Source organism: Brevundimonas sp. (genome assembly GCF_050729455.1).
Classification (GTDB): Bacteria; Pseudomonadota; Alphaproteobacteria; order Caulobacterales; family Caulobacteraceae; genus Brevundimonas.
In genome coordinates this window covers 26,304-45,828 of the sequence record NZ_JBOHLI010000013.1, presented here as the reverse complement: position 1 = coordinate 45,828, position 19,525 = coordinate 26,304, and the positions used below count along the sequence as shown (strand labels likewise).

At 66.5% G+C, this 19,525-nt stretch carries 17 protein-coding genes and 1 tRNA gene; 12 read left to right on the top strand and 6 right to left on the bottom strand.

Annotated features, from left to right (window positions below; all coding sequences use genetic code 11):
- Genes ACREEF_RS05240 through ACREEF_RS05220 form a run of 5 tightly spaced genes read left to right on the top strand, consistent with a single transcriptional unit; the run spans position 1 to position 7,960 of the window.
- Complete coding sequence (locus ACREEF_RS05240) at positions 1–699, top strand: UTRA domain-containing protein (protein ID WP_431564552.1); 699 nt, start codon at positions 1–3, stop codon at positions 697–699.
- Positions 700–704: 5 nt separating this feature from the next.
- Positions 705–1,595, top strand: a complete 891-nt coding sequence (locus ACREEF_RS05235; RefSeq protein ID WP_431564551.1) for an agmatinase family protein — start codon at positions 705–707, stop codon at positions 1,593–1,595.
- Positions 1,595–2,806 (top strand): imidazolonepropionase, encoded by a 1,212-nt coding sequence (gene hutI, locus ACREEF_RS05230; protein ID WP_431564563.1) that lies wholly within the window; start codon positions 1,595–1,597, stop codon positions 2,804–2,806. Before ACREEF_RS05235 ends, hutI begins: the two co-directional genes overlap by 1 nt.
- Before the next feature lie 57 nt (positions 2,807–2,863).
- Positions 2,864–6,334 carry a class I SAM-dependent DNA methyltransferase gene (locus ACREEF_RS05225; protein WP_431564550.1) on the top strand — a complete coding sequence of 1,157 codons (3,471 nt, stop codon included), beginning with the start codon at positions 2,864–2,866 and terminating at the stop codon, positions 6,332–6,334.
- Positions 6,335–6,373: 39 nt separating this feature from the next.
- Positions 6,374–7,960 (top strand): phytoene desaturase family protein, encoded by a 1,587-nt coding sequence (locus tag ACREEF_RS05220; RefSeq protein WP_431564549.1) that lies wholly within the window; start codon positions 6,374–6,376, stop codon positions 7,958–7,960.
- Here ACREEF_RS05220 and ACREEF_RS05215 read toward each other — a convergent pair.
- Positions 7,947–8,324, bottom strand: coding sequence for a response regulator (locus tag ACREEF_RS05215; protein ID WP_431564548.1), 378 nt, complete (start codon positions 8,322–8,324; stop codon positions 7,947–7,949). The genes ACREEF_RS05220 and ACREEF_RS05215 overlap by 14 nt on opposite strands.
- The gene (locus tag ACREEF_RS05210; RefSeq protein ID WP_431564547.1) at positions 8,321–9,823 is read right to left on the bottom strand and encodes a sensor histidine kinase; all 1,503 of its coding nucleotides are present in this window, start codon (positions 9,821–9,823) and stop codon (positions 8,321–8,323) included. Before ACREEF_RS05210 ends, ACREEF_RS05215 begins: the two co-directional genes overlap by 4 nt.
- Before the next feature lie 219 nt (positions 9,824–10,042).
- Between ACREEF_RS05210 and ACREEF_RS05205 the strand changes: the two genes are divergently transcribed.
- The 4 genes from ACREEF_RS05205 to ACREEF_RS05190 all read left to right on the top strand — a co-directional run bounded on the left by ACREEF_RS05205 (position 10,043) and on the right by ACREEF_RS05190 (position 13,211).
- Entirely contained in the window at positions 10,043–11,107 is a 1,065-nt protein-coding gene (locus ACREEF_RS05205; protein ID WP_431564546.1) for a class I SAM-dependent methyltransferase, read from the top strand.
- Between the two features lie 217 nt (positions 11,108–11,324).
- The gene (locus ACREEF_RS05200; RefSeq protein ID WP_431564545.1) at positions 11,325–11,525 is read left to right on the top strand and encodes a hypothetical protein; all 201 of its coding nucleotides are present in this window, start codon (positions 11,325–11,327) and stop codon (positions 11,523–11,525) included.
- A gap of 37 nt (positions 11,526–11,562) precedes the next feature.
- The gene (locus tag ACREEF_RS05195; RefSeq protein ID WP_431564544.1) at positions 11,563–12,141 is read left to right on the top strand and encodes a hypothetical protein; all 579 of its coding nucleotides are present in this window, start codon (positions 11,563–11,565) and stop codon (positions 12,139–12,141) included.
- Positions 12,138–13,211, top strand: a complete 1,074-nt coding sequence (locus ACREEF_RS05190) for a GSCFA domain-containing protein (RefSeq protein ID WP_431564543.1) — start codon at positions 12,138–12,140, stop codon at positions 13,209–13,211. Before ACREEF_RS05195 ends, ACREEF_RS05190 begins: the two co-directional genes overlap by 4 nt.
- 122 nt (positions 13,212–13,333) lie before the next feature.
- On the opposite strand, the gene ACREEF_RS05185 is transcribed toward ACREEF_RS05190, so the two are convergent.
- From ACREEF_RS05185 to ACREEF_RS05175, 3 genes are all read right to left on the bottom strand, one after another.
- Positions 13,334–13,408 (bottom strand) — tRNA-Val (locus ACREEF_RS05185).
- An 87-nt stretch (positions 13,409–13,495) separates the two neighbouring features.
- A complete protein-coding gene (locus ACREEF_RS05180; RefSeq protein WP_431564542.1) occupies positions 13,496–14,785 on the bottom strand; it encodes a dicarboxylate/amino acid:cation symporter in 1,290 nt (429 codons plus the stop codon).
- A gap of 268 nt (positions 14,786–15,053) precedes the next feature.
- On the bottom strand, positions 15,054–15,743 hold the full coding sequence (locus ACREEF_RS05175; protein ID WP_431564541.1) for an HAD-IA family hydrolase: 690 nt from the start codon (positions 15,741–15,743) through the stop codon (positions 15,054–15,056).
- Positions 15,744–15,816: 73 nt separating this feature from the next.
- Between ACREEF_RS05175 and glmU the strand changes: the two genes are divergently transcribed.
- Genes glmU through rpiA form a run of 3 tightly spaced genes read left to right on the top strand, consistent with a single transcriptional unit; the run spans position 15,817 to position 18,432 of the window.
- Positions 15,817–17,166, top strand: coding sequence for a bifunctional UDP-N-acetylglucosamine diphosphorylase/glucosamine-1-phosphate N-acetyltransferase GlmU (gene glmU / locus ACREEF_RS05170; protein ID WP_431564540.1), 1,350 nt, complete (start codon positions 15,817–15,819; stop codon positions 17,164–17,166).
- Entirely contained in the window at positions 17,166–17,756 is a 591-nt protein-coding gene (locus ACREEF_RS05165; RefSeq protein ID WP_431564539.1) for a hypothetical protein, read from the top strand. Before glmU ends, ACREEF_RS05165 begins: the two co-directional genes overlap by 1 nt.
- Positions 17,749–18,432 carry a ribose-5-phosphate isomerase RpiA gene (gene rpiA / locus ACREEF_RS05160; protein WP_431564538.1) on the top strand — a complete coding sequence of 228 codons (684 nt, stop codon included), beginning with the start codon at positions 17,749–17,751 and terminating at the stop codon, positions 18,430–18,432. Before ACREEF_RS05165 ends, rpiA begins: the two co-directional genes overlap by 8 nt.
- Before the next feature lie 37 nt (positions 18,433–18,469).
- Here the strand turns inward: rpiA and ACREEF_RS05155 are convergent, their stop codons facing one another.
- A complete protein-coding gene (locus tag ACREEF_RS05155; RefSeq protein WP_431564537.1) occupies positions 18,470–19,426 on the bottom strand; it encodes a hypothetical protein in 957 nt (318 codons plus the stop codon).
- Between the last annotated feature and the right edge of the window lie 99 nt (positions 19,427–19,525).

Genomic DNA, 19,525 nt, shown 5'->3' with positions numbered 1-19,525 from the left:
ATGGATCAGGAGCCGCTTCATCGTCGCATTGCGGGCGACATCGAGCGCCGCATCGCCTCGGGCGAGTGGCGGCCGGGCTTCCGCATCCCGACCGAGGCCGAGCTGACGGCGGAATACGGCTGCGCCCGCATGACGGTGTCGCGCGCCATGTCGGACCTGTCGGCGCGCGGTCTGGTGGTCCGTCGGCGCCGCGCCGGGACCGTGGTGGCCCATCCCCCGGTGCATTCCTCGGCCCTCGTCGCCATCCCCGACATCCAGTCCGAGGTCGAGGGCAGGGGGCTGGCCTATTCCCACCGCCTGCTGGGCCGGATCGTGCGTCCGGCGCAGCCCGACGAGGGGCTGGGCGAGCGGGTCATCGAGCTGGAGACCCTGCATCTGGCCGACGACCTGCCCTTCGTCTTCGAGCGCCGCCTGATCTCTCTGAGCGCCGCGCCCGAGGCCGAAGCCGCCGACTTCACCGCCCAGCCGCCGGGCGGCTGGCTGCTGGCCCATATGCCCTGGACCGAGGCCGAGCATCGCATCTCGGCGGTCGGCGCCGACCGTGAGACGGCGGCGGGCCTGGGTCTGGCCGATGGCGCCCCCTGCCTGCGGCTGGAGCGCCGCACATGGCGCGACGGTCAGGGCGTGACCTGGGCCTCACAGATTTTCCCCGGCGCGGCCTATGATCTGGTCGCCCGCTTCTCTCCCACCAAAGGATGACCCTCATGAGCGAACCGTCTGAAGCCCTCGGCTGGCGCTCTGTCGCGGACCTGGTGGGAAACCATCCTGACGCTTCCGTCGCCCTGATCGGCGCGCCGCTGAACGAGCGCTCGCTGACGCCGGGCCGCTGCGACCTCGGCCCCAAGGCCCTGCGCGCCGTCCTGCCGCGCCTGTCCACCTATGACGTCGAGACGGGGCTGGAGCTGGAGATCAAGGTCCATGACGCGGGCGACGTGGCGCTGAAGGCCGTCTCGCCGTTCGACGCCTTCGAGCCGGTGCGCGACGCGGTCGCCGCTCAGGCCCACCGCGCCCTGACCATCCTCGTCGGCGGCAACAACGCCATCACCCGGCCCGGCGCCCACGCCCTGGGTCTCGACCGCGTCGGCATCCTGACGCTGGACGCCCATTTCGACCTGCGTGACACGGATCAGGGCCTGACCAACGGCAATCCGATCCAGGCCCTGCTGGACGACGGCATGGACGGTCATCGGATCAGTCAGGTCGGCCTCGCCCCCTTCGCCAACACCCGCCGCGCCCATGAAAAGGCCGAGGCCGCGGGCATCAGCGTCCGCACCGCCCGCGAGTGCCGCCAGCGCGGTCTGGCGACCGTAGTGGTCGAGGAGCTGGAGCGCCTGTCGTCCCTGTGCGAGGTCATCTACGTCGATTTCGACATCGACGTGATCGACCGCAGCCAGTGGCCCGCCAGCCCCGGCGCGCGGCCCGGCGGGGTCTCGGTCCACGACTTCTTCGACGCCGCCCGCGCCATCGGCGCTCATCCCAAGGTGCGGGCCGTGGACCTGACCGAATACGACCCCTCGCTGGAAGTCGGCGACCTCGGCTCCCTGACCGCCGGGCGCTGGTTCTGCGAGATCCTGAGCGGAGCAGCTGCGCGATGATCCTCGCTGACCGCCTCATCACCGACTGCCATGTCGCGACCATGACCGAGGGCGGCCAGCCCTATGGCGCGATCGAGGACGCCGCCATCCTGATCCAGGACGGGCGCATCGCCTGGGTCGGGCCGCGCGCGGATCTGCCTGTGCACAAGGCTGTGGACACCGACCGTCTGGGCGGCCGCTGGGTTACGCCGGGCCTGATCGACTGCCACACCCATCTGGTTTTCGGCGGCGACCGCTCGGGCGAGTTCGAGCGGCGGCTGGAGGGGGCGACCTATGAGGAGATCGCACGCGCCGGGGGCGGCATCGTCTCCTCGGTCAAGGCGACGCGCGAGGCGTCTGAGGACGAACTCTGCGCCTCGGCCTGCAAGCGTCTGGAGGGGCTAAAAGCCACCGGCGTCACCACGCTTGAGATCAAGTCCGGCTATGGCCTGGACCACGACAGCGAGCTGAAGATGCTGCGCGTCGCCCGCCGCATCGGGCGCGAGGCCGGGGTGCGGGTCCGCACCTCCTACCTGGGCCTGCACGCCGTCCCGCCGGAGCACAAAACTGATCGCGCGGCCTATGTGGACAAGGCTGTGGATGAAATCCTGCCCGCCGCCCACGCCGAGGGTCTGGTCGACGCCGTTGACGCCTATTGCGAGCCCATCGCCTTCAGCACTGAGGAAGTCAGCCGCCTGTTCGACAAGGCCGAGCAACTGGGCCTGCCGGTCAAGCTGCACGCCGACCAGCTGTCGGACGGCGGCGGGGCCGCGCTGGCCGCCCGCTATCAGGCCCTGTCCGCCGACCACATCGAGCACACGACCGAGCCGGGCGTACAGGCCATGGCCGAGGCGGGCGTGGTCGCGGTCCTGCTGCCCGGCGCCTTCCTGATGCTGCGCGAGACCAAGCTTCCGCCGGTCGCCCTGCTGCGCCGGCACGACGTCCGCATGGCGGTGGCCACCGACTGCAATCCGGGCACCTCGCCCGTCGCCTCGATGACGGCGGCGCTGAACCTGGCCTGCGTCCAGTTCCGCCTGACCCCGGAAGAAGCCATCGCCGGCGCCACCCGCCACGCCGCCCGCGCCCTTGGGTTGCAGGATGAGGCGGGCACGATCGAAACCGGCAAGGCCGCCGACCTGGCCGTCTGGGACATCAGCCGCCCGGCGGAGCTCTGCTATTGGCTGGGCGCGCCCCTGCTGCATCGGCGCTACCTCGGCGGCGCAATCACCTAAGGGTTGTATTTCGCAGTCAAGCTAATCTAAGGTTGTTGGCGGGGAGGCCGACAATCCATGGATGCAGACGACTTCATTCGCCGCTGGTCCGAGGCGCCGATCAGCGAGCGCGCCCATTATCAGACCTTCATCGCCCAGCTGTGCCGCCTGATCGGCGTGGCGGCGCCCGATGACGAGCGGACGGGCGACCTCGACTACTGCTTCGAGCGCCCGGTGAAGTTCCTGCACGAGGACGGCGGCAGCCACCCCGGCTATATCGACTGCTACCGGCGCGGCGCCTTCGTGCTGGAGGCCAAGCAGTCGGGCAAGCGCGGGGCGGGCGGGGCGCTGGACCCGCAGCCTCAGTTGGCCCTGTTCGGGGGGCGCGGGCGCAAGGCGTCCGCAGGCGTGACGGGCGGGTTGGAAGCCCTGATGCGCAACGCCAAGCGTCAGGCCGAGAACTACGCCAAGGCCCTGGACGAATGGCCGCCCTTCATCGTCGTCATCGACGTGGGGCGGGCCATCGAGCTGTGGTCCGACTTCGGGCGACAGGGAAAGGCCTATGTCCCGTTCCCCGACCGCGCCCGCTATCGCATCGAGATGGCGCACCTGCGCGACGCGGCGGTGCGGGATCGGCTGAGACGTGTCTGGTCTGATCCGATGAGCCTGGACCCAGCCGCCCGCGTGGCCGAGGTGACGACCGACATCGCCGGGCGCCTGGCCTGGCTGGTGCGCTCCATCGGCGGACGGGTTCCGGCCGGACCGGATGGGCGGCCCGATCCGGTGGCCAGGGCGGCGCGCGCCAATCAGACGGCCCTGTTCGTCATGCAGTGCATCTTCGCCATGTTCGCCGACAGCGTCGGCCTGATCGAGGACAAGGGCTTCCGCCGCTTTCTGGAAGGCTATCGCGGCCACGCGGACCAGTTCCATCTGGGCGCGGGGGACTTCTTTCGGCGCATGGACGAGGGCGGGCACTGCTCGGCCATCCGCCAGACCCTGCGCCGGTTCAACGGCGGCCTGTTTCGCCACGCCGCCGTCCTGCCGATCACCGAGGACGAACTGGAGGCCCTGATCGCCGCCGCCCGGCGAGACTGGGCCTCGGTCGAACCCGCCATCTTCGGGACCTTGCTGGAACAGGCCCTGGCCCCGGACGAGCGGGCGGAACTGGGCGCCCACTACACCCCGCGCGCCTATGTCGAACGCCTGGTCGAGCCGACGATCATGGAGCCGTTGCGGGCCGACTGGGAGGCCGCCGAGGCCAGCGCCATCGGCCGCTACGTCGCCGGCGATCACAAGAGCGCGCGCAGGCTGGTGCGAGACTTCCATCGCGATCTCTGCCGCATCCGCGTGCTGGACCCGGCCTGTGGCACCGGCAATTTTCTCTATGTCGCCATGGGGATGATGAAGGAGCTTGAGGGCGAGGTCCTGGCTGTTCTGGCCGAGATGGGCGAGGCGCAAGGGACCCTGGCGCTGGACGGCCATACGGTCAGTCCGGAACAGTTCTGGGGCCTGGAGAAAAACGCCTACGCCGCCTGGATCGCGGAGATGGTGATGTGGATCGGCTATCTGCAGTGGCATTTCCGGGTCTATGGCGACGCCAAGCCGTCCGAACCGATCCTGCGCAATTTCGAGCGCATCCGTCAGATCGACGCCCTGCTGTCCTGGTCGCGCGAGGAGCTGGTTCGCGACGCCATCGGCCGCCCGGTCACGCGCGCCCGGCCTCGACGCAAGGACGGCGACGCGCCCGTGCTGTTTTCTGTGGCCGACGAACGCGAGGTCGTCCGCCTGATTGATCCGAGCCCGACACCCTGGCCGGACGTCCACTTCATCATCGGCAATCCGCCCTTCATTGGCGGCAAGGATCTGAGACGCGAACTGGGCGACGGCTATGTCGACGCCCTGTGGCACGTGCGGCAGGGGCGGTTCCGCTCGGCCGATCTGGTGACGGCCTGGTGGGACCGGGCCGCGGACATCCTGACGACGCGAGGAAGCAAGCTGCGTCGTTTCGGCTTCATCACCACCAACTCGATCACCCAGACCTTTTCCCGCCGGGTGCTGGAGCATCATCTGAAGGGTGCGCCGCCGATGCGGCTGGTCTTCGCCATCCCTGACCACCCCTGGATCAAGGGCGGCGACCGGGCCGCAGTCCGCATCGCCATGACCGTGGCCGAGCGCGGCGAGCCGGACGGACAGGGGCGGCTGCTGACCGTCATGTCCGAAACAGGTCTGCACACCGACGCGCCCGAGATCGTCTTCAGCGAGGCGCGCGGCGCCGTGTCGGCTGATCTGACCGTAGGCGTGGACGTGACCGAAGCCGTCGCGCTGAAGGCCAACGCCTTGCTGTGTTCGCCGGGGGTCAAGCTGCACGGCGCCGGCTTCATCGTCGCGCCGGATCGTGCAGCGGCTCTGCTGTCCGCGTCTGAGCCCGAGGCGGCCTCGCCGATCCGGGCCTATCGCAACGGGCGCGATTTGGCGGACCGTCCGCGCGGTGTAAACGTCATCGACCTGTTCGGCTGGGATGAGGCCGAGGTGCGGCGGCGGCACCCGGCGATCTTTCAGCACGTCCTCGAGACGGTGAAGCCCGAGCGGGACCGCAACAATCGGGCGTCGTACCGCGACAACTGGTGGATCTTCGGCGAGCCGCGCCGCGAGCTGCGCCCGGCGCTGGAGGGCTTGCCGCGCTACATCGCCACCGTCGAGACCGCCAAGCATCGGTGGTTCCAGTTTATGGAAGCCGACATCCTGCCCGACAACCGGCTGGTCTGCATTGCGTCGGACAGCTCGGCTGTCCTGGGCGTCTTGTCGTCGCTTTTGCACGGCGATTGGGCGCTGGCGCAGGGCGGGACGCTGGAAGACCGTCCGGTCTATACGAAGGGAGCCTGCTTTGACGCCTTTCCCTTCCCGAATCTAGAAGGGCGAGCCGGGGCCGAAATCGCGGTTCTGGCTGGCGAGGTCGATGAGCTGCGAACGCGCGTGCTGGCGCGCCACGCCTTCCTGTCCATGACCGGCCTCTACAACGCCAGAGCGCGATTGTCGGCGGGTGGCCCGCTGACCGAGGCGGAGCGCGCTGTGCATGAGGCGGGTTGCATCGGCCTGCTGGATCATCTGCATCGTCGCCTGGATGCGGCGGTGCTGGCCGCCTACGGCTGGCCGGCCGACCTGTCGGTGCAGGAGGCGATGGTGCGGCTGGTCGCCCTGAACCGGGAACGCGCAGCCGAGGAGGCGCGCGGCGAGGTGCGCTTCCTGCGTCCCGAGTTCCAGACGAGCCGGGTCAAGACGTCCCGCCGACCGGTTCAGATCGAGGCGGCGTTGGACGCCGCGGCCAGCCTGCCGCCCTTGCCGGAGGCGCCGGGGGCGATGGCGTCCGCGTTGCTGCACGCTCTGCGGCAGGAAGGTGTCCCCGTCGGCCCGCGCGCCCTGGCGGCCCGGTTCGGCGGGCGGCACGGGCGGCGGATGGAGGATCAGATCGAACAAACCCTGGCGGTTCTGGCCGTGGCCGGGTCGGTGCAGCGCACCCCGGACGGATGGTTCACCCCGCGCCGAGTCTGATGCTAGCGTCCTCACTTCGATTTGGGGGAAGCGAACAGGATGGCGCAATCACAGACGGACGTCGTCATCCTGGGCGGGGGCCACAACGGGCTGGTCTGCGCCTTCTACCTGGCGCGGGCGGGGCTGAAGGTCACGGTGCTGGAACGGCGCGGCGTCGTCGGCGGGGCGGCGGTGACGGAGGAGTTCTATCCCGGATTCCGCAACTCGACCGCCAGCTATACCGTCAGCCTGCTGAACCCGCGGGTCATCGCCGACATGGACCTGCCGCGCCACGGCTTGCGGGTGGTCGAGCGGCGCGCCGCCAACTTCCTGCCCTTCGACGACGGCCGCTACCTGCTGACGGGCGAGGGGCGGACCCAGGCCGAGGTGGCCAAGTTCTCGACCCGCGACGCGGAACGTCTGCCCGACTATGAGGCGCGGCTGGAGACGGTGGCCGCCATCCTGCGCGACCTGATCCTGACCACGCCGCCGAACGTCGTCGAGGGCGGCTGGCTGGCGGCCCTGCCGGAGATGCTGAAGGCGGCCTCGCTGGGGCGGCGGGTCTCGGGCCTGGGTCTGGCGGCGCAGCGCGACCTGCTGGACCTGTTCGCCAAGTCGGCGGGCGACTGGCTGGACGGCTGGTTCGAGAGCGATCCGATCAAGGCCCTGTTCGGCTTCGACAGCGTCGTCGGCAACTACGCCAGCCCCTACACCCCCGGCTCGGCCTATGTCCTGCTGCACCATGTCTTCGGCGAGGTGAACGGCAAGAGGGGGGCGTGGGGCCACGCCGTCGGCGGCATGGGGGCGATCACCCAGGCCATGGCCGCCGCCTGCGCCGAACAGGGCGTCGACATCCGGCTGGACACGCCGGTCGCCGAGGTGCTGACGGAAAAGGGCAGGGCCGTCGGCGTCGTGACCGAGGCGGGCGACGCAGTCCGCGCCCGCGCCGTCGTCTCCAACCTGCACCCGCGCCTGCTGTTCGACCGGCTGGTTGATCCGGCCGTGGTCCCCGCCGACTTCACCGAGCGGATGAGCCGCTACGCCTCGGGCTCGGGCACCTTCCGTATGAACCTGGCCCTGTCCGAACTGCCGCGCTTCACCGCCTTGCCGGGGGCGGGCGATCACCTGACGGCGGGCATCATCATCGCGCCGACGCTGGCCTATATGGACCGCGCCCATGCCGAGGCGCGCCTGAACGGCTGGTCGTCAAAGCCCATCGTCGAGATGCTGATCCCCTCGACCCTGGACGACAGCCTGGCGCCGTCGGGCCAGCACGTCGCCAGCCTGTTCTGCCAGCACGTCTCGCCCGATCTGGCCGACGAACATCGCGACACCGTGGCCGACCTGATGATCGAGACGGTCGAGGCCCACGCGCCGGGCTTCAAGGCCTCGGTGGTCGGGCGGTTGGCGTTGGGGCCGCGCGATCTGGAGCGGCGCTTCGGCCTGATCGGCGGCGACATCTTCCACGGGCGGCTGACACTGGATCAGTTGTTCAGCGCCCGGCCGGTGCTGGGTCACGCCGATCACCGGATGCCGGTCCCGGGGCTCTACCTGTGCGGTTCGGGCGCCCATCCCGGCGGCGGGGTGACGGGCGCGCCCGGCCACAACGCGGCCCGCGCCATTTTGAAGGATATCAGACCAGGCTGATGTTCAGCGCCTTCATCAGGGCTTCGCGAATGGCGGCCTCGGTGAAGGGCTTCTGGATCGTCGGGTGGCCGCGCCAGTGTTCGGGCAGACCCGCCTCGCCGTAGCCGGTTGAGAAGACGAAGGGCACGCCGCGCGCCTTCAGCGCCTCGGCCACCGGAAAGACCTCGCGGCCCGCGACGTTGACGTCCAGCAGGGCGGCGTCCAGCGCCGCTTCGCTGGTGGCGGTTCTCAGCCCGTCGTCGATGTTGGAGGCGGGGCCGACCACGGCGCAGCCCATGTCGTCCAGGATCGTCTCCAGCAGCATGGCCACCAGAGACTCGTCTTCAATGACCAGCACGCGACGGCCCTGCAAGGCGTTGGTCATGGCGTTTCCCTGTCCAGCGGAATGGTGATCTCCGCCGTGAACCCAATGTCAGGATAATGAAGCTGGACCGTTCCGGCCAGATCATGACGCACGTTGCGTTCGATCAGCCGACTGCCGAAGCCGCGTCGGTCGGGCGTCGCCACGGACGGTCCGCCGGTCTCGCGCCAGGTGATGGTCAGGCGCGGGTCGGCCAATTCCACGACCGACCAGTCGACCAGCACCCGGCCTTCGCCCGACGACAGAGCGCCGTATTTGGCGGCATTGGTCGCCAGCTCGTGGAAGATCATCCCCAGGGACACGGCCATGGCCGGGTCCAGCGCCACGTTCGGCCCGTTCAGGGTCAGGCGGTGCAGGCCGTGCGCCGCCGTCTCATGCTCCAGAACCTCGCGCAGGTCGGCGCCCTCCCAGTGGCTGCGCGTCAGCAGGTCGTGGGTGTGCGACAGCGACAGAATGCGCGACTGAAAGGTCTCGGCGAAGGAGCGGGGATCGCCGTGCGAGCGTGCCGTCTGCATGGCGATGGACTGGACCGTGGCCAGGGTGTTCTTCACCCGATGGTTCAACTCGTCGATCATCAGCTTCTGGCGTTCGGCGGCCAGGACGCTGTCGGTCACATCGTGGCCCTGAATGAAGATGCCGGCGATCTCGCCGCCGGCGTCGCGGATGGGCTGGCAGACAAAGGACAGGAACCGGGTGGCCGTCGGCCCGTCGGACCCCTGGGGCGCCGGCATTCGGCTCTGGCTGCCTCTGAACGGCTCGCCGGTGTTCAGCACGTCGTCGAGGAAGTCAAAATAGCCCTGGCTGTCCAGATCGGGCGCCGCCTCGCGCAGCGACATATCGGTGATTTCGCGGCCGCCCAGCAACTGACCAAAGGCCGGATTGTGCATCTGGACGATATGGTCGGGACCGCTCAGCACCGCCATGAAGCCCGGCGCCTGCATGAACATATCCAGCAGTTGGTTGCGCTCGCTCGCCAGCCGCCGATTGTCGGCCTGGACCGTCAGGGCGCGACGGAAGACGTCGCCGCTGATCATGATGTCCAGGGCCGTGCTGGGCTCGGACGGCGTCTGGAACACGACCTGACGTCGCAACTGCTCCAATTCCGTGATGTCGGTGGTGTGTTGCAGGATATGGGTGACGCGCCCCTCGGCGTCCTTGATCGGCGTCTGGGTGCAACTCCAGTAGCGGTCCTCGTAGGCCGAGCCGCCGCTGGGACGGATGGCGTAGCGCAGCACCGCCAGATGATCAGCCTGACCGGTCTCCAGAACCTTTTCGAGCGAGTGACGCAGTTGGCGAGCATTCTCGGCGGCCGCTTCGCCGGGGCCTGCGTCAAAGGCGTCAGTGACGCGCCGTCCGATCAGATCTTCGCGGCGGCGTTTGGTGACGTCCAGATAGGCCTGGTTCATCCAGACATAACGCAACTGGTCGTCCACCAGCATATAAGGATTGGGCGAAGCATCGAACGCCGCGACCAGATCTATTGTCTTGGCGAGTATACGCACCCCATCCCCCGTATTCTTTCTCCCTAACGCGAGCCCGTCAGAAAGGGTGCGTGGTCGTGATGAAAATAAACTGCGCTGGCCCCGCCGCGATGCGCCAGCCGAAAATGGCTTCGGCAGTGACTGCGCCAAGGCGATGGGGTGCCCGTCGCATATGACCAGCCCGTTTACATTTGCCGGGGTTCTGTCACGGCTAGATTGCGCGGCCTCGGAGACGATTCCATGAATTTGCACTATCTACTGTCCAATGCTCATCGGCGCCTTCTGACGCATGAGGCCGCCTCCATCTCCTCGAAGAAGATCGAGGGAAGGAAGTGGCGCGGCGTGACCTTGCCCGCCGGTACGGGCGCCGGCCTTACGGTTCTGAGGGCGACGGAGTGCAATCCCTTCAAGCAGCGCCCCGCAACTGTGGGGTGGTATGCTTACGCTGACGGCGATGCGGGCAAAATGCGCGTCAATGTTCGCTGCTCCGGCACGGGCGAAATTCTGGGGTCGAGCGTCATGCGCCCCGCCATCAACCTGCAAGAAATTCACATTCCCTGGCCAAGAGAGCCTTTCGCTGGACCTCTGGACGTTGAAGTCGCTGCGGACCCGACGACGACCGGCGACATTTTCGTCGCCAACAACACGGTCCTCGACCGAAGCCAATTCGTGCAAATGTGCTCCGGGACCGGAGTGGAGATCGGGCCCGGGCCGCGCCCGCAGGTCCTTCCGTCAGACGGGCTGTCTGTAACATACGTAGAACAAACTCACCCCGACAAATGGGGAGAGATGTATGCTAGCGGCAAGAGCGTGAGCTTTGATCCTGCGCTGAGCAAGCACTATGTCGTCGGCGACGCCCATTTCATTCCGGCTGAACCGGAAACTTTGGACTTCATTTTCTCTAGCCATGTCTTCGAACATCTGGCCAATCCTCTCGGTCACCTTGAACGATGGGCGTCGCTCTTGAAGCCCGGCGGCAGGATCGTGATGGTCGTTCCAGATTACATCGGCTCAAAGGACTTCCTCATGGAGGAGACCACGATCGCCGAGTTGGAGGAGGAATACGCGTCGAGGTCATTCGATGTCCTGCCTCGGCACTACGAAGCCTATGGCAAGGCGCGCGAATCCCAAGATCTGGCCCGCAAGCTGGAAGCCAGCCAGGCTTCGATTCATGTGCACTTCTATTCGAATGCGGGAATGTCCCGCGTTTGCGAGTGGGCCGTTGAAAAACTGGGCTACTCAGCCTTCTCGATCGAGCACGTGGACAACACCAAGGACTTCCATGTGTGCCTCATGAAGGGCTAGCGAGGCCGTGGGTGGACGGCGCTTGAGGACGGAGTTTTTGACCGCTAGAGCGGAGGCATGATCGAGATCGACAAACGCATCGCGGCGCTCAGGGCCAAGGAGCACAACCTCAGCATCAGGCTGGTGGATTTGGCCGGCCTGCCGGACGGTGATCCGTAAGTCCGTCCGCTACAAAAAATGCCGAAACCACTGCGTGAAAAGCGATAAGGCGTTACAGATGGAAACCGTCGTACATCCTCGCGCGACTGACCCGACCGCTTCGCAACCCGATCTTGAGTTGAACCACCCGGTGTCTGACCTTCTCATTCTGGGAGACAGTCACACGACGGCTATCGCCCGCGCCTACAAAACGCGTGGCGGAGAGATTGCCGACCGCGACGTGTCAATCAGCCGCTATCAAATCGCCAAGGGCGAATAAGGTCATCGAGGGCATAACGCAGGCCGAGGGCGTCGAGATGTTCGCGCGGTCGGCCCGCAACGCCGTTCTGGTCTCCACCCATGGAGGTAACCAGTTCAATGCTTTCGGCATGATCCAGCACCCGGATCCGTTCGATTTTCATGACCCTGACATCAAAACCGAATCCCTGATTTCGGGAAGAAGGGTCGTCCCGGTCAGGGTTCTGGAGGCAGCCTTTCGGCGCTTTGTCGGCGGCCGCGATGTTGAACTTCTCAAGCGCTATCGGAAGGCTGGCGAGGGTCGCGTCTTCGTGCTCGCGCCGCCGCCACCCAAGGAGGATGACGAGTTTGTTCGGACGAAATCCGAGACCCTCTTTCGGGAAAACGGGATTGACGAGCTCGGGGTCACTCCGGCCATCGTTCGGCTGAAACTCTGGGCGCTACAGGTGCGAGTGATGCGAAGCGTCTTCGTTCCGATGAAAATCGACGTCCTCCTGCCGCCCGGCGACACCGTTACCAGGGACGGCTATCTGGCGCCGGAATTCTACGGCAAGGATGCGACCCACGCGAACACGGCCTATGGGTCAAAGGTTCTGGATATGCTCGACAAGGCATTACCGAGGAAGCCTGCAGCATGAGCGACCACCCCTACCGTAACCTTCCGGACAAGGCCTTCTGGAAAAGGTCTGTCGCCTCTGTTCCTCCCGGCGAAATAGACCCCGTTGGGCGCTTTGACCTGACCATCGCTCCCGACACCAAGGTCGCGACGGCCGGCAGTTGCTTTGCCCAGCACATCGCTCGTCACCTGAAGGCCAGCGGCTTTTGCTACTATGTGGCCGAGCAAGCCCATCCGCTCATCCCGGCTGACATCGCAGTTGCGCACAACTACGGCCTGTTCTCCGCCCGATACGGAAATATCTACACCGCCCGCCAGTTGCTCCAGTTGATGCAGCGAGCGATCGGGACCTTCACGCCGACTGACGACGCGTGGATCGCCAAGGACGGTGCTGTCATCGATCCCTTCCGTCCCTCGACGCAGCCCGGCGGCTATGTGTCTGAGGACGAGATGCGCGATGATCGGACGCAACACCTCGGAATAGTCCGAGGGATGTTCGAGGACCTGGACGTCTTCGTCTTCACGCTCGGCCTGACTGAGGGCTGGGTCTCCAAGATAGACGGCGCCGCCTATCCCATCGCGCCCGGCGTGGACGGAGGCGCATTTGACGCCGATCGATACGCCTTCAAGAACTATGGCGTGGCGGACGTTCTGGCGGACATGAACAGTTTCCTCGACCATCTGCGTGTCCTCAACCCTACGGCGCAGGTGATACTCACGGTTTCTCCTGTTCCGTTGGCCGCCACCGCAGAGCCTGACCAACACGTCCTGTCGGCCACCACCTATTCGAAGTCAGTGCTTCGTGTCGTGGCTGAGATGCTCGTGAACCAACACCGCAACGTTCACTACTTCCCCTCGTTTGAAATCATCACGAGTATGGCCTCGCGAGGGGGCTACTATGCCGACGACCTGCGCAACGTAACCGAAGAAGGCGTTTCCCACGTGATGCGAACCTTCCTTCGTCACGCGACCCCTCAAGGGGGGCGGAGTGAGACGAAAGCGTCGGCTTCTCATGTGGAGGAGAACGACTTCCTTCAACGTTCCAGCAAGATCGCTGAAGCGCTCTGCGACGAGGAAAAGCTTGACGCCTGACGAACTCGACCACTCTGAGGAAGAGATCAGCGAGAAGGCGCGCAAAGCGTTGGGATGACGCGAAAACCGGGGGAGTTATCTGGGGCAAGGACCTGGCTAAATGCCTAAGTCTTTGAAAAGGATGGTGGACGCGACAGGGATTGAACCTGTGACCCCCTCGGTGTGAACGAGGTGCTCTCCCGCTGAGCTACGCGTCCAGCGCAGGAACGGCCAAATCAGAAAGGCTTGGGCCGTCGGGAGGCGCGATGTAGCCCGCGATTCCGACGACGGCAAGTCTCAATCCATCAAATACCCGCCGCGCGCACGCCTTCGGGCGTTTCCGCCTCGGGATCGCCGGGCAGCCAGGCGACGTGACCATTATAGATATCCTCGTTCAGGATGCCTTCCTCCTTGGCGACCAGAACGGGGACCAGCATCTGGCCGGTGACGTTGGTGGCCGTGCGCATCATGTCGATGATCCGGTCGATGGCGACGATATAGCCGATGCCTTCCAGCGGCAGACCTGCGGTCGACAGGGTCAGGGTCAGCATGACGATGCTGGTCCCCGGCACGCCTGCGGTGCCCAGCGAGCCCAGCACCGCCGTCAGGCCGATCAGGACGTACTGGGTCAGCGTCAGGTCGATGCTGAAATACTGGGCGATGAAGATCGAGGCGATGGCCGGATAGATGGCTCCGCACCCATCCATCTTCACATTGGCGCCCAGAGGCACGGCGAAGGCGGCATAGGCCTGGGGCACGCCCAGACGCTCGACCGTCTGGCGCAGGGTGATGGGCAGGGTGCCCAGCGAGGATGAGGTGGCGAAGGCCGTCTGCTGGGCCGCAAACGCCCCGCGGAAGAAGCTGCGAATCTTCAGGCCGTGCAGCTTCAGCAGGCCCGAATAGACGATCAGGATGTGGAACAGGCAGGCCGCATAGATGGCGAAGATGAACTTGCCCAGCGGCAGCAGCGCCTCCCAGCCATAGCCCCCGACGACCGAGCCGATCAGGCCGAATACCCCGAGCGGCGTCAGCTGGATCACCCAGCGGGTGATGCGGAAGATCAGGGCCGCGCCTTCATCCACCAGCCTTCGTGCGGTCTGCGCCCGGTCGCCCAGCGCCACCAGGGCCGCGCCCAGCAGAGCCGAGAAGAAGATGATCTGCAGCACCTTGCCCTCGGCCAGAGAAGCGAAGGGGTTCCTCGGGACAATGCCCAGCAGCACCTCCAGCGGCGTCGGAATGACCCGCTCGCGCACTTCGCCCAGCGGCAGGTCGGACAGGCCGACGCCCGGATTGATCAGGTGCCCGAACGCAAAGCCGACCAGCACCGCCAGCAGGGAGGTGATGGCGAACCACAACAGCGTCCGCACCCCCAGCCGCACCGCGCCGACCCCTTCGCCCAGCTTGGCGATCGAACTGGCGATGGTGAACAGCACCAGGGGCGCCACCACCATGCGGATCAGGTTCAGATAGACGTCGCCGATCGGCAGCAGCCAGACCGTCGCCTGCTCGCGCAGGATCAGGCCGGCGATGATGCCCAGGGCGAAACCGGCGGCGGTGCGCTGCCAGAGCGGGATGGCGAAGAAGCGACGGAACATGACGACCTTTGGGGAGGAGCGGTCGGTCTATGTGTTTCGCGGGCGAACGGACGGCAACCGCAACGGCGGCAGATGGCGCGCAGAAGTTCTGTCGAGAATTTTAGTTTTTCTAACGCCTGTCCTTCTCCCCTTGTGGGAGAAGGTGGCCCGTCAGGGCCGGATGAGGGGTCTCGCAACGGCGGATGAAGGCCGCGAGAACTGACCGTCCCGCAACCCCTCATCCGTCCGGCTTCGCCGTCCACCTTCTCCCACAAGGGGAGAAGGCAGCTTACCCCGCCATCACCTCGGCCAGCGCGGCCTCGAACGCATCATAGTGGTCGATCACCACGTCCCCGCCCAGTTCCTCACGCGGCACGTCGTTGTAGCCGAAGCCGACGACGATGCAGGCCACGCCCGCGTCCTTGGCCGCCTTGGTGTCCGTGGTGCTGTCGCCGACCATGACGCAGCGGACGGGATCGCCGCCCGCCTTCTGCACCGCCTCATGAATATGGGCGCCGCTGGGCTTGCGGGCCGAGACCGCGTCCGGTCCGGCGACGAAGGCGAAGTGTTTGGTCAGGTCCAGCGCCTCGATCAGGGCGACGGACAGGTCGGTGCGCTTGTTGGTGGCGACGCACAGGACGGCGCCGCGCGCGCTCAGCCGCTCCAGCGCCGGGACCACGCCGTCGAACGGGCGGCTCTCGTCGGCGATATGGGCCAGGTAGTCCTCGATGAAGCGCTCGAACAGGCCGGGCGCATGGGCCTCGTCCCAGGCGGCGCCCGCCTCCATGAAGCCGTGACGCAGCAGGGCCATCGCCCCATGTCCGACCAGGTGCCGCGCCGAGGACATGGGCACGGGCGGCAGGTCGTATTGCGCCAGCATCCGGTTCAGCGTGCCGATCAGATCGGGCGCCGAGTCCACCAGGGTCCCGTCCAGGTCGAAGGCGATGGTCCAGCCTTCCAGATCGCGTTCGATGGTCACTCTTGTCTCCCGGCTCGCGCAGACCACGGCAATGGGCTAGATCGCGCAGGACGACAAGCCGCCGGATCGATTCATGACCGCACCTCACCCTCGCGCAGCCATCATTCTCGCCGCCGGGCAAGGCACGCGGATGAAGTCTCCGCTGCCCAAGGTGCTGCACCCGGTGGGCCAGCGCGCCATGCTGGATCACGCCATCGACGCCGCCGAGGCCCTGGGCTGCGAGCGCATCGTGGTCGTGGTCGGCTCGCATTCGCCCGAGGTTCGCGCCCACGTCGAAAAGCGTCTGGGCGAGGACGCCATCGCCGTTCAGGACCCGCCGCTGGGCACCGGCCACGCCGTGCGCGCCGCCGAGGCCGTGCTGGGCGACTTCATCGGCCATGTCGTCGTGACCTATGGCGACGTGCCGCTGTTGAAGGCCGCCGACATCGAGCCGGTCTTCGCGGACGTGCATGAAGGCGTCACCGTCATCGGTTTCGAGGCCCGCGACCCCGGCACCTATGGCCGGCTGATCCTGCAAGGCGACGAGCTTCTGGCCATCACCGAGGCCAAGGAGGCTTCGGCTGACGTGCTGGCGATCACCGCCTGCAACTCCGGCGTCATGGCCGCCCCGGTCGGCCTGCTGTTCGACCTGCTGGCCGAGGTCAGGAACGACAACGCCAAGGGCGAATACTATCTGACCGACGTGATCGAGCTGGCGCGCAAGCGCGGCGCCCCGACCCGCGCCGTCTTCGCGTCCGAGGACTCGGTCATGGGCGTCAACGCCCAGTCCGAATTGGCCCAGGCCGAGGCCCTGTTCCAGTCGACCCAGCGCGAACATTTCCTGGCCGCGGGCGTGACCATGAGTGCGCCTGACACCGTCCAGTTCGCCTGGGACACCCAGGTCGGCGCGGGCACGACCATCGAGCCCTTCGTCGTCTTCGGCCCCGGCGCGGTCGTGGCCGAGGGCGCGCGCATCCGCAGCTTCAGCCACATCGAAGGCGCCAAGGTCGCGCCCAAGGCCGAGGTCGGTCCCTACGCCCGTCTGCGCCCCGGCGCGGACCTGGGCGAGGGCGTCAAGATCGGCAACTTCGTCGAGGTCAAGAACGTCCGCATGGACGCAGGCGCCAAGGCCAACCACCTGGCCTACCTCGGCGACGGCCATGTCGGCGCGAAGGCCAACATCGGCGCGGGCACTATCTTCTGTAACTATGACGGCTTCTTCAAACACCGCACCACGGTGGGCGAGGGGGCCTTCGTCGGCTCGAACTCCTCGCTGGTCGCGCCCGTGACCATCGGCGCGGGCGCCATGATCGGCTCCGGCTCGGTGGTGACGAAGGAGGTGGCGCCCGGCGATCTGGCCCTGGGCCGCGCCGAACAGACGACGAAGCCGGGCTGGGCCGCCCGCTTCATGAACACCATGCGCGCGAAGAAGGCGGCGAGGTGATGGACCTCCATCAGGCAAGATCCCAGGTCAGGGATTGGCTCTCCAAGCAGAAGGACGCTTTCGAGAATCTGGTCGACTTCGAGGTTGTCGAATGGCGGGGCCGGGAAATGGCTCTCGACGAAAATCTTGAAGGCCCGGTCTGGCGTCTTCCGGGCATTGAGGTGCGGCAGTTCGAGCGGATGGAGTTGATAGGCGTCGCGTCCTCAGTTTCGCTTGGCACCGCACAAAATGATGATCGCTTCGGGCTGTGGCTTCCTGAAGTTGCCGACTCTTCAGGCAGCAAATCGGGGTGGACGATCCCCGTCGACGATTCTCCCTTCGCGTCGAATACGGCCTCCATATTTCGGGATGTCCGCATCCCCGAACTGCCAGTCGGCGTTGTTGAGCATGTCTGCGTCAGCTTCTCGGCTGAAGAAACAGAAGTCGAAGCTGTTGCGATGAGAATCGGGGGGCATGTCGTTTCGCTGACGGCAGGTGAAGTCTATCCCGGCCTCGATGGCTCCGTGACAATCTCCGCCCTCGACGAGAGCATTCTAGTTCAAGTCGATGGCCTCCATCCCGATAAACGATCTGCAGGCCCCAATGTCTGATCTTCAAAAACGCAACGCCGGCGAAGCCGCCGCCGCCCATGTCGAGGCCGGCATGGTGGTCGGGCTGGGCACCGGCTCCACCGCCGCCTGGTTTGTGAAAGCTCTGGCGGCGCGCAACCTGCCGGACCTGCGCTGCGTCCCGACATCAGAACGCACGGCTGATCTGGCGCGCGAGCTGGGCCTGACCCTGTCGACGCTGGAGGACACCCCGCGCATCGACCTGACCGTCGACGGCGCCGACGAGATCGGCCCCGGCCTGGCCCTGATCAAGGGCGGCGGGGCGGCCCTGCTGCGCGAGAAACTGGTGTGGGAGGCCTCGGCCCGCTGCATCTGCATCGCTGACGCGGCCAAGGTGGTCCCGGCTCTGGGGACCTTCCCCCTGCCGATCGAGGTCGTCGCCTTCGGCCACAAGACGACGGCCAACCGCATCGCCGACGTCCTGGCCGACCACGACATCGCCTCGCCCGCGCGCGTGCGCCAGGCCGACCGCGGCCTGATCCGCACCGACGGCGGCAACCTGATCTACGACGCCGCCTGCAAGGTCATCAACGACCCGGCCCGCCTCGCCGCCGACCTCAAGAGCCTGACCGGCGTGGTCGAGCACGGCCTCTTCCTCGACCTGACCGATCTGGCCATCATCGGCACGGATGACGGCGTCGAGACGCTGAACCCCTGAACCTCCGAGCGCCTGGACCAGGGCGTTGGCCAGGCGGTTAAGGCTGAGCTTCCTCGTTTCTGAGGTCTTCGTGGGCGCGGCGGATCGATGCAGCGATTTCGGTGCGTCCCGCCCGGCGGTTCTGTCGCGTGCGCTCGGCGTCGTAGAGGCCTTCCAGATAGGCTCGATCCCATTGGGTCAGGCCTGGCGCGCTGCCAGGGTCTTCAAAGAGATTCAGGATCGAGGCGTAACGGCCTGTATCGGCTTCGGGATTGATCTGGGCGAACGTCACCATTGAGACGTAATCCGCCAACTGGTCCGGCGTCACCCGGCTGACCTGATCCACGTCGAGGATGATGATCGTGCGAAACAGCTTGTCCACGATCTGGGTGCTCAGACGGGATGCTGCGAAGATCGGGATATTGGGCGCGTAATCGCCGGCTTTCTCGCATGGCGGATTGCACTCGCCCGGGATACGGGTTGCAGGCAGGCCTGTCTCGGAATCCACAGGTATGCTGACCTGCCACCAGCGCACAGGCCTGTCGGAGGTCTGGAAGGCTTGCAGCGCCGTGCCGCCCCGATCCATTCCCGCGCCACCCATGCGAAGGTCGCGCCGGTTGTGCTGCACAAGGCGCTCGGCCGTGCCTTTGGCGTCGGTGGTGGCGATGATCATCACATTGGGCGCGCATCCGGGCGCGCCTGGCCGCAGCCCCAGGTCGCTGGCGACCGTCGAAACCCGATCCACCAGATACTGGGCCGCCTCTGGCCTCAGATTGGCTGCGCCGATGCAAAGCCCGTTCTCCCAGCGCGCAATGCCGCGATGAGGATTGGGAGCGGCGACCTCTCCCACAAAGCTTGAAATGAGGGAGTCCAGGGGGCGGCCAGATACGATAATGTCTTCAAGCCGCACCGGGGATTCTTCGGTCGAAGTCTGGGCGACAGGGGCGGGCGTCGTCGGCGACACGGCCTGGGTCGGAGATGCGGCGATCGCGGCTGCAAGGACAAGGGCAATCATCGGCGATCCTTCCATGAACGCTGTTCGTCGTTGTTACTTTACTCGAGGCGTGCAGGTCAAACCGCTCAGTCAGGCGGAGGGAAGCGGCGCGGAGCTTGT

Excerpts from the sequence above, each read along its gene's own strand:
- ACREEF_RS05215 (WP_431564548.1), bottom strand. The coding sequence starts at position 8,324 with ATGACCAACGCCTTGCAGGGCCGTCGCGTGCTGGTCATTGAAGACGAG.
- ACREEF_RS05220 (WP_431564549.1), top strand. The coding sequence starts at position 6,374 with ATGGCGCAATCACAGACGGACGTCGTCATCCTGGGCGGGGGCCACAAC.
- ACREEF_RS05195 (WP_431564544.1), top strand. The coding sequence starts at position 11,563 with ATGTTCGCGCGGTCGGCCCGCAACGCCGTTCTGGTCTCCACCCATGGA.
- ACREEF_RS05235 (WP_431564551.1), top strand. The coding sequence starts at position 705 with ATGAGCGAACCGTCTGAAGCCCTCGGCTGGCGCTCTGTCGCGGACCTG.
- ACREEF_RS05190 (WP_431564543.1), top strand. The coding sequence starts at position 12,138 with ATGAGCGACCACCCCTACCGTAACCTTCCGGACAAGGCCTTCTGGAAA.
- ACREEF_RS05225 (WP_431564550.1), top strand. The coding sequence starts at position 2,864 with ATGGATGCAGACGACTTCATTCGCCGCTGGTCCGAGGCGCCGATCAGC.
- rpiA (WP_431564538.1), top strand. The coding sequence starts at position 17,749 with ATGTCTGATCTTCAAAAACGCAACGCCGGCGAAGCCGCCGCCGCCCAT.
- ACREEF_RS05200 (WP_431564545.1), top strand. The coding sequence starts at position 11,325 with ATGGAAACCGTCGTACATCCTCGCGCGACTGACCCGACCGCTTCGCAA.
- glmU (WP_431564540.1), top strand. The coding sequence starts at position 15,817 with ATGACCGCACCTCACCCTCGCGCAGCCATCATTCTCGCCGCCGGGCAA.
- ACREEF_RS05180 (WP_431564542.1), bottom strand. The coding sequence starts at position 14,785 with ATGTTCCGTCGCTTCTTCGCCATCCCGCTCTGGCAGCGCACCGCCGCC.
- ACREEF_RS05205 (WP_431564546.1), top strand. The coding sequence starts at position 10,043 with ATGAATTTGCACTATCTACTGTCCAATGCTCATCGGCGCCTTCTGACG.
- ACREEF_RS05165 (WP_431564539.1), top strand. The coding sequence starts at position 17,166 with ATGGACCTCCATCAGGCAAGATCCCAGGTCAGGGATTGGCTCTCCAAG.
- ACREEF_RS05240 (WP_431564552.1), top strand. The coding sequence starts at position 1 with ATGGATCAGGAGCCGCTTCATCGTCGCATTGCGGGCGACATCGAGCGC.
- ACREEF_RS05155 (WP_431564537.1), bottom strand. The coding sequence starts at position 19,426 with ATGATTGCCCTTGTCCTTGCAGCCGCGATCGCCGCATCTCCGACCCAG.